Origin of the sequence: Marinilabilia rubra (assembly GCF_003121985.1) — a bacterium.
In the GTDB taxonomy this organism is placed as follows: Bacteria; Bacteroidota; Bacteroidia; order Bacteroidales; family Marinilabiliaceae; genus Marinilabilia; species Marinilabilia rubra.
The window spans coordinates 251,531-267,555 of the sequence record NZ_QEWP01000002.1; the positions used below are offsets into that span (position 1 = coordinate 251,531).

The 16,025-nt window shown below is 39.6% G+C and carries 5 protein-coding genes and 1 other RNA gene; all 6 read right to left on the reverse strand.

Features of this window, described 5'->3' with window-relative positions; genetic code table 11:
• Window positions 1-66 precede the first annotated feature (66 nt).
• The 6 genes from DDZ16_RS03855 to DDZ16_RS03880 all read right to left on the reverse strand — a co-directional run bounded on the left by DDZ16_RS03855 (window position 67) and on the right by DDZ16_RS03880 (window position 15,777).
• On the reverse strand, window positions 67-1,374 hold the full coding sequence (locus DDZ16_RS03855) for a YhjD/YihY/BrkB family envelope integrity protein (protein WP_109263111.1): 1,308 nt from the start codon (window positions 1,372-1,374) through the stop codon (window positions 67-69).
• 22 nt (window positions 1,375-1,396) lie between these two features.
• An RNA gene (gene rnpB, locus DDZ16_RS03860) (RNase P RNA component class A) lies at window positions 1,397-1,764 on the reverse strand.
• 21 nt (window positions 1,765-1,785) lie between these two features.
• Window positions 1,786-2,418, reverse strand: a complete 633-nt coding sequence (locus DDZ16_RS03865) for a hypothetical protein (RefSeq protein WP_109263112.1) — start codon at window positions 2,416-2,418, stop codon at window positions 1,786-1,788.
• Window positions 2,419-2,454: 36 nt separating this feature from the next.
• A complete protein-coding gene (locus DDZ16_RS03870; RefSeq protein ID WP_109263113.1) occupies window positions 2,455-4,509 on the reverse strand; it encodes an OmpA family protein in 2,055 nt (684 codons plus the stop codon).
• 30 nt (window positions 4,510-4,539) lie between these two features.
• Entirely contained in the window at window positions 4,540-5,472 is a 933-nt protein-coding gene (locus tag DDZ16_RS03875) for a PorP/SprF family type IX secretion system membrane protein (RefSeq protein WP_109263114.1), read from the reverse strand.
• Window positions 5,473-5,508: 36 nt separating this feature from the next.
• Window positions 5,509-15,777: a T9SS type B sorting domain-containing protein gene (locus DDZ16_RS03880; RefSeq protein WP_109263115.1), complete on the reverse strand. Its 10,269-nt coding sequence runs from the start codon at window positions 15,775-15,777 to the stop codon at window positions 5,509-5,511.
• Window positions 15,778-16,025 lie beyond the last annotated feature (248 nt).

Below are 16,025 nucleotides of genomic sequence, written 5' to 3' on the forward strand. Positions count from 1 at the left end.
AATGAAATGTGCATTCTCCAGAGCCCCTAAATACGTGTATTTCAACACCCTCAGCAAGTATTTTTTTTACAAATCTTTTAACAATTGATTTTCAGGTAAACCAGAGAGTACCTGTTCGTAGTGATCGATTTTCTTTCTTACAAGGTTAGCTTCATCAGTTTTTTCAAGAATAGTTTCAGAGTACCCGGTATGCTCAATGCGATGCATCACATCTACAACGTTCATTTTATTGATATCATAGGCAGGCAATAAAATAATGTCATCTTTACTGTCGTTATCTACTTCTGCAAGAATTCCGGCTTCAAAAAGACTATAGACCAAATCGGTAACCAAACGAATGGGTAAGCGTAGTCTTTCTGCAATTTCAGATACGGAAAGATGAGCTTTCCCCTTTTCAAATTCCTTAACCACTTCCCTTACAATTAAAATGCTAACAAGCTTATGAGTATAAACACTCATATTGCGGGTATCAACTTCAAACTCAAAACTTTTTTCATTTTGATGGGCAAAGGCAAGCTCTGCACCAAAAAGCACAATCATCCAACTTGCCTGCATCCAGATAAGGAAAAGTGGTAATGCGGCAAAACTACCATATATCGCATTGTAGCGTGATACCCCAACCTGAAAATAGATATACCCATATTGGGTCGCAAGAAAGAGAGTTCCGGCAATTATACCCCCAAAAACAGCAGATATTGGCTTCACCTTGGTATTGGGCATAATCATAAAGAGCAAAGAAAAAACCAGCCACATCATTAAGTACGGTGCAACCCACATTAAAATACTACTGGCAAAGCTAACAACTTGAATGTCCCTAAGACTGTTGGCAACAAAAACAACCAACCCACCTGAGGTAGCCAAAAGAACAATTGCCACCATCATCATGGATACATAATCGCTGAATTTGCGGATAAAAGAGCGGGACCGTTTAACATCCCATATATCATTGAAAGACTCTTCAATGCCATTCATCAGCCGCATAACGGCAAATAAAACTACCACTAATGAAATCCCGGCGATCATTCCTCCTTTAGTATTATCAAGGTATTCAAGAGCAAAGTCCTGGATCCACTTAACAACCTCTTCATGTCCTATTAAACGCTTTTGAAGCTCCTCCTCCAGTGTTTCACGGAAACCAAACCCCTTAGCTATCCCAAAAGCCATAGCAGCAATTGGTACAACCGAGAGCAATGAAAAAAATGTAAGTGCCGATGCTTTAGTTGGCCCCTGATCAATAATAAAGCGACGAATGGCAAGCGAAGAAATTCGCAGGAACCGGATTAACCAAAAACGACTTTTGGTAATTTCATCCTTCCGCATTCTCCATATATCTTCAAGAAGAAATACTTTTATTTTATTTATTAGTGGCAACATGCTAAAAAGTATCAGAAAGTAAAAAAACAGCAAGCCTGTAAGCCGGATTCTGTCCCTGATAAAAAGGGGCTTGTCATTGATCTGCGGAACCAGTTACCTAATCCCTTTAGCGACCTACCCTTCGCGGCATCTGTAAAAAGAACCGGAACGAGCCATTCCGTACTCAAATGAGTACCGCGATATACATGGTCTTGCAACCTGCGGGGTGTACGGCACCTCATGTCACCACAAGATCCGGTGGGCTCTTACCCCACCTTTTCACCCTTACCTCTAAAGGCGGTAATTTTCTGCTACACCTTCGTGACTTTACAGCCACCTTCCCGTTAAGAAGCGCAGTGCTCTGTGTTGTCCGGACTTTCCTCCCCTTTGGGCGACAAGCCGGCCTGCTGTTAATACAAATGTAAAGAAAAATTATTCAATCTGAGAAGAGGAATATTTATCAAAAAGCACTAAATGCGCTTGAGGATATCCCATGGATTTAATCCTTTCAAGTTGTTCTTTGGCTTCATCCCCTCTGAATTTTCCGACGGTATAACGATAAATTCGATCATCCATATAGAATTCCATAACATCATCGAATTCTTTAAAATGGCTAACATAAACCGGATATCTGAAAGCGGCAAGTTGCACCGTATAAAATGCATTGTCATCCAGGGAAAATTGTTCGTTTCTGTAATTGCTGCCATTTAAGTTGTATTCTCTTAAATCAACAACAAAACACTCGGAATAGCCTTTTGCCTTTATTTCCGGGATTTTCTCCCGGGCAGACTCAGCGGAACTAAATTCTCCTATGGTATATCTTACATAGCCATCAGCACAATCAAACTCCCGGGCTTGATTGATGTTCTTAAAGTACCCCGGAAATTGAGGTGATTCCTGCAATGCCAATATCTGAATGGCAAAATATGGAGCCGTGATTTCCTTCACGGGAACAATCTTTTTAGTCGTTCGCAGATGGGCTAATTTATCAGCAATTGCATCAAATAACAACGATTGTGTAATTACAATAGCACCTAATAAAGAATATTTTATAATTTTCTTCATTGCTTTTGAGTCTATATTTTAAGTAAGGGTGGATTTCTACTGATTCAACATCTTCCACACAACAACTTCAATACGTCTGTTTTCCATATGTTTATTCTCATCGCATAATTTACCACGTTGGCAGTTATTGACAAGATAGCGCTCTCCATATCCCCTGGGAATCATATTTTGACCATCAATACCTTTGGTCATTAAAAATTCTTCAGCCTTCTCGGCTACTTTCTGAGAAGTCAGCAGGTTATTATATTTATTTCCACGAGCTTCGGTATGGGCGTTCAATTTTACAACAACATTGGGATTATTATTCAGATAAACAGCCAATTTATCCAATATTTTTCTTCCTTCATCCGTAATGGTTTCACCCCGATATGGAATGACCATTGTTCCTATATCATCCAATACCACATCATCAAAGACAGGTGTCAGAGCTACCCCGTTTTGAGAAATTTGCTCAAGTTCCATAATATCAACGATCATGCTCTTTCCTTTAAAATCATCTCCTTTGTTAATGGAAATTTCAAAAGTCTGGCCCTCTTTACGATACTCATCAGGAATAATCAAATGAATCTTACCATTTCGGCCCGTTGTTCCCTGAACAACGATTTGTCCATTGCTATTATCTTTGACAACGATTCTTGCATTTTCAATGGGGGTTCCATTAAAGGTACTATTAACCACTGTAGAAAATGCATCAGGAAACTGTGATAAATCAACCTCTGGTTCGGGTTCAGAATCCGGTTCAGTCTGTTCCTTTTCCTGAACAACCACCTGGCCGGTTTCATCATAAAGCAAGCCGCCCATAGGAGCCATCTCAGACTCTTCTGATGAACCTTCTTCGGTTTCTTCATCGCTCCTGGGTTCAACATAGAAAATAACATCAGTTCCACCGTTTCCGATACGATTGGAGGATAAGAAACCTTGTTCCGGATCATTTGGGTCAATAACGTATCCAAAATCATCCTTATTAGAGTTAAAAGGTTTCATCATGTTCTCTACATCACTCCATGAAGTTCCTCCCTGATGAATAGCTTTAAAAACATCCAGTCCACCAAAACCCAGATGCCCGTCACTGGCAAAATAAAGATCATAAGTATCACTTACAAATGGGAACCGTTCTTCGCCAAATGTATTAATTCTGGACCCGAGGTTTTGAGGTTGACCAAAACGGCCATTAGGTCTTCGCTCAACAATATAAAGATCCGTACCACCGTGTCCGCCTTTCATATTGGAAGAGAATAGAAGGTATTTGTCATCGGGAGTGACCGCCGGATAGGCGCAGTCATAATTATCACTATTAATACTTAATTCCTCTTCATTACCCCACTCAGATCCATCATAAGTAACCTGAAAGATCTTAATTCTGCTCCCCCCCCCTCTAACTCTAACTGCCCGGGTATAATACATGATTTTCTCATCTGAGGTAAAAGCAATAGCTCCGACGTGATAATCAAAAACCAGATTTTCTGAAAGCAACCGTTGATCCTGAATTTCGCCATCCTGAATAGGTGAATAGTATAAATTCAAAAATTCCTTCCCGTATCGGTCTACTTCGTCACTATCACCGGATGAGGAGGAATAGACAACTCCATTTTTGTAGTATTGAATTCCAAAAGACTGACCAAAAGTAAGCAGTTCAGAAGGGTTAACAAGAAAATCAGTAACAAAACTGTCATTCTCCAGTGCCCATTCACAAGATCTTATCAACTCACGAATCTGCGCAGGGTTACCAATGCCTTTGTCAAGGCATTCATTGTAAAGATCAATGGCTCCCTGATAAAAGCCAAAACCGTGAGTAGCGGAAGCATAAGTGAATAAATCCTGACCTTTAAGGTTGTCTTCCAGCTCCATAAAGAGGTTAAAGGCCTCGTCAATGTTATTCAATTCATAATAACAGTTCGCTATCCTGATACGTGTTTGAACGCTGAGGTCTTCTCCCGCATCGCGGGCTTCCTCAAACATTTCAAGGGCCTTAAAATATTCTCCGTCCTCAAAGAAACTATTGCCTCGTCTGACTTGTCGGCTTTGACCCATTGCCACATTCGAAATCAGAAAAAGGAGCAATATAAATGAGGTTATATTAATTGACTTCATACTCTCTAGGTTTCAGTATAGAAGGAATAATTAAAAATATCTGATTGAACGCATTCCCGGTCTTTTATTGAATGAAAAATCAAATTGAAGACTTATTTCATGCGTTCCATAATTATTGAATTGATTTAGTTCACTTATTGGATAATCAAATGAATACCTAACAGTAAACTGATCGTTGATAATGTATTCACCTAAAAACACTACATCAGAAATGGTTCTGTAAGATAATCCCACCCATAATTGATCCATAAACATAACATTTCCGGATATGTCAAACTGCAAAGGGGCTCCATAAACCTGTCTCATCAATAAGGTTGGTTTAATTCGGATATCTTCCAATTCAAATACATATCCACCATACAGGTACATATGCATATTTTTAGGATCGAGGTTGTTTTTAAATGTTTCGGAATCTCCATCAAACTGATCACTAAAAAATTTAGGGATAGAAAACCCTGCAAAGTAAGTATCTGAGAAAAAATAAGCACCAAATCCTACGTTAAAAGCGATTTTAGATTCCTTACTGTCAAAAACAGGATCGGACGGATCGTTAGTCTGAGCCTGAGTTCCGTCATAAACCAGTGAACTGGCGCCTAATTGAAGTCCAAAGGAAAGGAACCTTGAATCACGATCTAACTGCAGCTTATAGGAGGCAGCAGCAAATGCGTCTAAAGTGTTGCTTAATCCAATATGATCATTCACTATGGATAAACCAACACCCAGGTTCGTATCTTCTATAGGTCCATGAACATTTAATGCCTGGTTCATAGGTGCCCCATCGACTCCAAGCCATTGGTTGCGATGTATCAATAAACCACTAATGATATCGCGGGTGCCATTGTAAGCTGGATTTAAAAGTCCCTGATTGGCGATATAATGGTTAAATTGATACTGGTTCTGGGCCTTCAACGAAAGCCCAAGCCCAATAAACAAAATAAGTAAAATAAGTTGTCTTTTCTTCATAGACTTAGGGTTTATTAAACGAATCCCTATAGGTTATTATCTTCGTAATTCTATATAACCATTGAACTTCTTATTGACAATTTTGCCATCAACATTGGCAGTTATGGTATAAACATAGAAATAAACACCATTTGGTAAATCTTCTCCTATGGAAACCATAGAACTCATGTTGCTTGTACCATCCCAATCGTTGGCATAATTCTTTCCGTCTGAGCGATAGACGATGGTTCCCCAACGATTGTAAACTTCAAGAGATGACTCCTCGGTAATAGAATTATTACTTTTTATTTCGAAATACTCATTTTTGGTATCACCATTTGGGGAGAAAGCATTTGGAATAAAAATGGATTTGTCCTCTGAGAGGTCACTATTACCGACATAAACATAAATGAATGCGGTATCGACTCTTTCAGGATAATTAGTATTCCTTACTACATACTCAACTCCATAAGATCCATAGAATGAAGGCGCTTTATCGAAAGTGACAAGCCCTGTATGCCGATTAATGGTGAAATCACCAATAAATACTTCACTAAATACAGAATCAGGATCTTCACTTTTAGCAAAGAAATACTCTAAATACCCTTCATCAAATGAAGGATATTCAGCCTGGACAGTAATTGTATCCCTATTTTCTCCTTCCTTAAGATAAAGATGAACATCTTTGGCATCAATACTATCTTCAAGAATAGTTAAGGCATCATCTGTAACTTTTACAGATGGGCAGTCAGAGGAATAAATTCCATAAGTAAAATAGCTATCACCTCTCTGATCAATGGCGACCTCCCCATCTAAACCTACATTATAAACAGGTGAATCAGGAGAATCTTGTTTAACCACATATGTAAAATTATTATCTAATACAGCTAAATCCAGATCTAATGTAATATCGCCGCCAACCATATACTTAGTATTAATTTCAATAGGACCAATGAGATCATCCCAAGTGACAGAATATGGCAAAATATGAGACTCAACAACTACAGTATCACTATAATCTGAGAAACAACCATTAGAGAGATCCTCGCTCCTAATGAGATATTGACCTTCGGAAACCTCTTCAAATACCGGATTTGAAGCACCTCCATAAACAGGGGATAATTCTGTAAGTTCATTCAAAGAATCGTGGGCATACAAATGGTAAATAATAGAATTACCACCAGGTCCTTGAACATTGATATCTACTTTTTTAAAGTCATGACAATACCGAAATGTATCAGCAAGTAGTGTTGGTGCAGCAATCGGATCAGCAATCTCTATGGTGATTTTATTTGATGTTTCTTTCTCGCAACCACTAACAGAGACAAAATACTCTCCTGAATCATTAATGGTCCATAGAAGAGAATCACCATTCTGAGTCAATTCGGCATCTTCCTCTGTTTGGTATAAAACATCATTTCCTAAATCATCACGAGTAATAATAGAATAATCCCATCCTCCAAAATCTTCACTTATATCATATCTAATATAACCTCCTTCTGTGGCACAAACATAAGATTTATAATCAAATTCATTTACCAGTGGAATACTACCTTCTTCAATCCATATTGTATCAGATTGACTCATACAGGCACCATTTCTGGATGCAGAAATTGTATATTCCCCAGTTTCAACAATGCGAAATGGTGATTCTAAGCTGCCCGAATTAGCAAGAGACTCATCCAATTGTTCATTATTTGAATCAAAAAGATGGTAGGTAACTCCATCTCCTGGAGATTCAAGTAAAACTTCATGGTAAGCTTCACCACAGAGTGAGACCGTATCTTCATCTGCAATTACCGGGATATTGGGGCCACTGGCACTATAACTTACCTTAATGGTATCTTTCATGCTGGAAGTACAACCAGTATGCATATTTCTGGCGAAAACAGTATATACACCGCTATCAACCTCATTGAATAAGATAGTATCTCCACTGAACTTACCTTCTCTTACATCAATCAAGCCCTCATTTTCTTTAATCAAATTATATTCAACTTCAAATTCAGAACCAGTTAAACCGATAGAGGCGCCTTGACTGGAACCACAATATGTAGCATCTCCACTAAGCTCAAATGCTTTGGGTAATGGATTAAATACTATCCGAATACTATCCAAAACTTTTAAACAGCCACTACCATCGTTAGCTTCAAGGTAGAAATAGCTATCAGTTGAAACCTCAGGAGAGAAATCAATAGGATTACCTGAACCATCAGATTGTGTTATACTATCGTAAAGTTCTCCAGACGAAGCATACCTTAATGCATAATTCACACCTGCTTCACTTGAACTAGTACTAATAGTTACAGCACTGTCACCCTGACAAATATTTGAGTCAACCGGGGTTAAACCAACATTGGCCATAGAACCAACAGTTATAATGCCAGTTAAATCATCATCATCAATCCGGACGTTACAACCGGCCAGACTTTCGGCCATTACAAAGTAATCTCCATTATTATCCTGAATAGAATCGGGGAAACTTATATTTGGAAGTCCAGGACTTTCAACAGTAACACTACTACTTGGAGAACTATTGCTCTCTCTATATAAGAAATAAGAAATATCCTCTTCAGGAGCTTGGATGGTAATTACTGCTTTTTCAGTTCCACAAACATCACCGGTAACTGAAACTATATCAACGATTATATCAAGACTTCCATCCGGAGCAGTCAAATCATCAACAATTATGGTATCTTCAAATGCGGGTCTGATACAACCCGTTACAGTATTCACAGCTGAAATTGTGTATGACGAGCTATCGCTAACGGTAAAGTGCAACGCACCTCCATCACCATTTTGGGGGCTACCATAATCCGCATCAGGATCTGCCCCGACATCAATTAACTGATATTCAACGCCGGACTGTGTACTTTCGATAATTAATTCAACACTTCCTCCTTCACAAAATAAAGTATCACCTAAAATAGGACGATTTTCAGGAAGCGGAGTTGTGCTAATAGTAACGGTGTCACTAGGATCAGATGTACAACCAAGATCGTTGGTTTCCGCAATTACATAATATTCACCAGTGCTTGTAAAATACTCAGTGCCGTCAGCATCGTTAAGGAAATTAACATCACTGCCAGATGCATCACCAACATGGGTTGCAACAACGGAACCTTCATGCATTAAGTAATAGGTGTGATCTTCCTCCTGACCGGAGAGTTGTAAATTAACACCAATACCACCAATACAATATGTTTCAGGTAGTGCAGTAAGAACACCTGAAGAGGGCTTATCAACCATCTCAACATCAACTACTCCATTCATAGGATAAATGCACCCGCTGGAAGTATTAACCTGAACACTGAATTGCCCCTCATCACTATAATTTCCAAAGCTAATAGCATTTCCATCACCGGTGATTGTATCGACAGGAGTACCATCAAGGATTAATTCATAGTCGAGACCTGTTTCTGAACCAGATAATATCAACTCCACGCCATCAGCATCACCATCACAATACAAACCATTATCCTCACCTGTGAGGTCAAAGATTGTAACTGCTTCTCCTTCAATAGTAAAAGCACCAATGACATCGGTAGTACAACCGAACGAGGACTGAGCAATAATAGTGTATTCTCCAACGAGAGAATAAGAATTATCAAAAGTAAAAGCACTTGTTACTCCACTTCCGCTCTTGACTTCCAAAACCTGGGTACCATTAAGAAGCAAGGTATAATCAACGGATTGCCATCCATCATGTAATCCGATAGAATAACCTGAACCAGAGTTACAATCTGAAACTGTGATTCCGGATTCAGCAGAACCACCATCAACTGACATAATATATTGATTGGGAAGAGGATGTTCTGTTATATCAAAAGAATCACTTAATTGATCACCATCAGGTGTAAGAGTTGCCCAAAAGGCTTTAACCCTAAAAGTTGTTGGAGTACTAACTCCTCCATTATCATCAAGAACATCACTCCATGAAACAGAATTGGAACCATCATAAACAATTTGTGAATATCCGGCAACAGGAGTACCATCATCATAAACCAATTCATAGGTAACGTCTTGCTGTGGATTAGTCACTTCTACTGTTGCTCCGGTTGAACCTTCACAATATTCTCCATCGGTTACCTGAACAATTGGTTGATCTACAGAATCAAATACATTCATTATTACAGTCGAACTGTTCTCACATTGAACGGTTCCGTGATCTTCAGTCACAATTACGGTAACTTCGTCTCCGTCTTGTAATGTAGCATCCTGATAAACATAATCAACTCCGGGAGCTTGAACTGTAGAACCATTAACCTGAAACTCGTAGGATGTATAACCGGCGACAGCAGTAAATGTGACATTAGTTCCTTCAATAAAGAAAGCGGGATCAACATCAAGGGTAGCATCAGGGAGTTGGTGAATGACAACACTCAACGATTGAGCAGCACTTGAACATCCATTACCGTTATCATCAATAGCAACTACCTCATAAAGTCCGTCATTATTTCCATTGTTTCCAATAAAGGAATAATTCTGAGTTGAAACACCAGGAATGACCGTTCCTTCATAATACCAAACATACTCATAGCCAGAAGCATCGCTTCCGCTAATTACACCATCATCTCCCTGAGCAGAAAGTGTAACCTGGGTTCCATCACAATATTCATTGCTACTTCCATCACTGGAAATGCTAACTGTTGGAGCAGGATTAACTGTAAGATAAACAGTATCTTTAACACTTACACAATTATTGGCATCTGTAACTGTTACAACATACTCCCCTTCAAAACTATTATCCACCGCACTAATGGAATAAACGGTTTCATCCTGTCCACTTAAGACAGAGGTTCCTTCAAATTCCCACTCTACATTATATGGAGAGGCACCCCCGGAAATATTTGCAGTAAGATCATAATTCGGTGTTCCTTCACAAACAGAAATATCATTTCCCAAATCAACAATTGGCAAGTCATTAACAACTACGTCCGTTGTTGCCGAATTTTGGCAAGTATTACCATCCGTCACAACAAGAGTATAAGTACCTGCCTGACTTAAGGTTACTCCTGTAAGATCATGATCCATGTCAGTGGAAATCGGTAAATCAACAGAAGGATCATCTCCCGGGGCAAACCATTCGTAGCTCAATCCCGCATCGCCACCCTGAAGTGTAATTGTCTGTCCTTCACAAGAAGGTCCTGAATTGACAGCGGAAGCGTTAGGTAAACTGTGCACAACAATGGTTTCAGGATTAGAATCAGCAGTACATCCGGCTCCTGAACTAGCAGTTACATAAACTTCATCATTGTTTACAAATGAATTGGATGTATAAATATTACCAGCCCCATTCTGGACTTCAATGCCATTAACATAGAAAATGTAATTGCTGTACCCATTGGTGGCTTCAACAGAAAGATCACTGTTTTCGCAAACTTCATTAGTTCCTCCCGGGAACGAAAGATTAACAGTCGGGTTATCATTAACTGTCATTGTTACAGGTGCACTTGTGTTTTCACAACCATATTGATCAATTACCCTTACTGAAACTTCATCGCCATCAGCCAAGGTGCTGGTTACATATGTATTGTCTCCGGAAGGTGCAGCGATTGATGTACCATTAAGGAAGAATTCAAACTGATCTCCACCACCTGCAGTAAAAGTTACTTCATTTCCAATACAAATGGTGGTGGCAGAAGCAGATAAGGATGGAACAACTTCAGAAACAAAAATATCTACATATGCTGTATCTGAACAATTATTCCCATCAGTTACTACAACTCCAATTTCCATACTTCCGGTACCGGGGGCATTTTGAGTAAATGTTGGATCATTTGTTGCCGCTCCCGCAGAAATCCCATCAACAAGAAATTCATAAGTATCTCCCCCGGAAGCAGTAAAGGATACCAATTCATTGGGACAGGCAGTGTCATCAGTTTGATCGCTATTAATTGCTGCAGTAGGTAATGGATCAAAATTAATGGTTTGATTTCCTGAAGTTCCGGAACACCCTGCCCCACTTTCAGCGACAACATACACTACAGAACCATCGCTTAATGCATCTGTAGTAAAGATATTATTATTGCTATTCTGAACTTCTGAACCATTTACGTAATAAACATAATTAACAAACCCTGCTGTCGCTGTAAACTCAACAGTCTGCCCTATGCAAGGAGTATCGCCATTAGGAGAAGTAACAGAAAGGGCAACTACAGGATTTGAATTAACTGTCATTGTTATTGGAGCGGAAACGGCCTCACAACCATAAGTATCTACTACACGCGCAGTTACTTCATCCCCATCAGCAAGAGAAGAAGAAGTCCAGGTATCATTATTAGACAAAGCTTGTTGAACAGTTCCATTTAACAAGAATTCATATTGAGATCCTCCTCCGGCAGTAAATGTAACAGAGGTTCCATCACAAATGGTACTGGCAGTAGCTGTCAAAGTAGGCGTAACCTCATGAACATTTACCTGAACCTGGGCCATTGCAGAACAGGAGACACCATCTGTAACCGTAACGCTATAAACTCCCTGATCAGCAGTTGCAACAGGATCAATAACAAGTGAAGAACCTGTTTGAGTAGTTCCATTGGGAAGTTCCCATACGTAACTATTAGAACCTGCTCCACCTGTTACATTTGCAGTAAGCGTTAAATTACTACCAACACAAACATCCAAATCAGGGTCACCACTATTTATTTGAACAGTTGGATTTTCATTAACTGTAAGGGTCATATTGTCAGTAGTACTGACACAACCGTTATCATCTTCTACCGTGACATTATATGTTGCTCCATTATTGGTAAGTGCAACATCCGATCCGGTAAGAATCAATTGATTATTATTTTCACCCGAAATCACGCCACCGGCATCCGACCAAATAAAGTTAACATAATTGCCGCTTCCACCTGCAGGTACAGCAGTAAGAGTTGCATCACTCCCTTCACAAGTGGCAACATCATCAACACTAACCGTTGGAAGTTCGTTAACAATAACAAGGACATTACTAATTGTGGAACAACCTGTAATATTATCCAGAACAGTAACTTCATAGGTGCCAGCATCATTCAAATCAGCAGGATCAATGTCAAAAGTATTGGAAGTAAAAGGTAATCCTGAAGAAGCTCCCCCCCCATCAGGAGTAAATATCCAGCTGTAATTAAAATCACCTGATCCGCCGGAAGCATTTGCTGTAACAGTAAAGTTACCACCATCACAAACAGGCGCAACGGGGTCAATCGTAACAACAGGGTTCTCAAATACCTCAACATCAACCGTTGCAGAATTTGTACATCCCGTTGATGTACTTTGAGTGGTAAGGGTATATGTGTAAACACCAGGAGTACCGGTCGTTGCATCATCGGAAACAGTAACATCCTGACCAGAAACTGCGCCAGTCAAACCAGGTCCCGACCAGGAGTAAGTATAATCAGGATTATCAGGGCCACCCTCCAACAAAAGATCATTGTCAGGTGAAGCACAAATATCATTTCCGGAAGGACTGACAGAGGGTAATGGATCAATGGTCAGTATCATTGCATCGGAAGCACTGGCACAACCATTACCATCATTAACTACAACAGAATAAGTTGCCGCATCTGTATTATCAACAGATGTCAATGAATATGTATCTAAACCTATTCCGGAAGCAACCTGCACAGGACCTCCCCCATCATCTTTATACCAGGAGAAAGTATAAGGTCCTGTTGTCGTTGAACTGATTGTAGCCATAAGCGTTACATCACTATTTTCACAAGCAACTAAGTCGGGACCAATACCAACAACTGGAATTTCGTTTACAATAACTTCGGTGGTAGTAATATTTTCACAAGAATTTCCATCAGTTACTCTCAATGTGTAAATTCCACTATCATCAGGAAAAACATTGTTAAGTGTTAAATCCTGGGTACTTCCCAATAGATTATCATCGGGATCAAACCATTGATAAGAAACAAGTCCATCCGGATCACCAACAAGGTCAATACTATTATTTCCATTTCCACACACAGGTCCTGTATTGGTGGCACTTGGAGATGGCAATGAATTAACAACTACTTCAGTATCGTCAGTCACAATACATCCATTATCATCGGTAACGGTAAGAGTGTAGATTCCCGCACGGGCAATAGTTGCCGGACCAAAAGAAGGATCTTCATCAACGGATGAAAAACCATCAGGACCGCTCCAATTGAAGGAATAACTGCCTGATGTGGAAATGTCTCCTCCTGAAACTGAAGAGCTGAGCTGTATTGGATCATCGTCAATACAGTAAGGACCACCATTGCCAATGGCATCTATAACAGGAAGATCATTAACAATCATCGTTAAAGGGGAAGATTCAGCCTGGCATCCATTGGCATCTTCAACAAGCACTTTAACCAGGTCTCCGTTATTTAAGGTAACTGGTCCATATGTATCATCGGCCGAAAGCGCCTGAACTTCGACATATCCTGAACCATCGTCTACTGAGAATGCATAGTTTACACCACCTGTTGCAGTAAATTCAACTGGCGTACCCTGACAAACTTCAGTTCCGGGATTTGCAGAAATACCTGGTGTTACTGTATTCACTGTCAAATCCAGTTGAACCTGATCAGTACACCCAGTGGCATCATAAGTAATGTTTAATGTATAGGTACCGGAGTGTGTGGCATCGTTAACATTATTAATTGTAAAGGAATCTCCGGATTCACTTCCGTAAGGAGTGGTCCATGAAATAGTATAATCTGCAGGGAAAGCACCCGGTCCGCTTAATAAATTAGCATCAAAAGAAATATCATCACCGGCACATGCTTCGGTGGGACCAACAATTTCAACCTCTGGTTTCTCGTTTACAGTCAACTGAACACTATCCGTAGAAGAACAATTATTAGAAGTGGAAGTATCAATTACTTCTAACGAAACAGTGTGATTACCGACAGCAGGGAGGCTTGCACCAGTTATGGTCAAACTTGAAGAAGTCTCCCCGGCAATAGGGTTTCCGTCTAAATACCACTGATAACTATATGAACCGGAGCCTGTAACGTTGGTTGAAAAGGAGACATCTTCCGCCTGGCAGACAGTTTGGTCACCTTCAGGAATTGCAACAACAGGATTTTCGTGAATTATAAGTGTAGTAGACCCGGAAGAGGAAGCAGCACATCCTGTAATGTTATCAGTAACATCAACAATGTATTCAATATCATCAACACCATAAGTTACGGCAGCTAAAACAGGATTTTCATCAGTGGATGAAAAGCCTGCAGGATTGGAAGTCCAGCTAAAGGAATAGTCACCACTGCCTCCACTTGGGTTTGCATACAAACCGACATTTGTTGCCCCGTCACAAACGGGACCATCATTGGTAGGAACAACTGTTGGCCTCTGTAAAACAGTAACTGTAACAGTCGAAGTACTGGAACAACCTGTAGGTTTACTGGAATCAACAATTGTAAGGTCATAATCATAATCCCCGGCAGTACCAATGACCGAGGGGTCCGTAATGGTAATGCTGTGTCCTGTTTCACCTGCAGGATCAAGGCCTGGTCCGGACCAGGTATAAATATAATCGGCAGATTCAGGATTTCCATCCTCTAATTCAATGCTAATATTCTGACAAACAGGGTCATTAGTAGAAATTGGACTGGGGGATGGAACAGAATTAACGGATAAGGAAGGTGTTCCTGACATTTGTGTTTCGCAATCTACGTCATCATCATCCACATGTGCAACGACGTAGTAGGAATAATTACCTTCTGGTAAAGATGATTGAATAAAATTTATTGGATTTCCATTACCATTCCTGCCTACCGTATTTTGCAGAACACCATCTCTGTATAAATAATATAGATAACCAGACTCAGAGCCATCAAGTGTTAAAGTAGCTGTTTCACCTAAACAAATTTCAGAATTGTCTATCGTTAAATTAAAATCAGTCGGATCCTTTCGAACAATGGTATAATCAAAATCGCCACCAAAAGTACCAAGACCTCTGCTAAAGCTGTATTCAATAACAAGAAACGTATTAAATAATCCCTCCGACGAAATTTGGGCAATGTCTAATTCAATACCATTATTGGGAGAGGATCCAACGGGGTTTAAAAGATCATTTCGATAAACTTTGCTGCCTCCGCCGTCATAATAATACAAATCCCAAACGACAGAATTATAATCCCCAGGATCAGGCAAATTACCGGGATTAACATAAATCTCCGGAGATGAAGATGACTCACAATAAGCATCGGCTAAATCATTTATTTTTCCTTCCTGTCCTCTTAAAACAGGGGGTAAATCATTCTTCTTGCCACCACTTTCACGCCCCTGCCCATAGGCACTTCCATCAGAAAATGCTATCAACAAAGAAAAAATAAAAATAAAATACGGTAAACCTTTTCTCATGGCATATCGTTTAGGGTTTTGCTATTCCCGCCTGCACTAAATCTCCCCTACTTAACCTGCAAAATTAATTTTATTCAGTTATTATTTAGAACTTTAGCTTCAAATATTTATCAACAACCCGGCAATATTGGGTTTTAAACCATTTAAAAACGAGAAAAAAAATCGCAAATAAACATTCGGTTAACAGATAAACACAACAAAAGTAAAAATATCAATTATTTCTTACTTGCTAATATACAGCCTTCTAA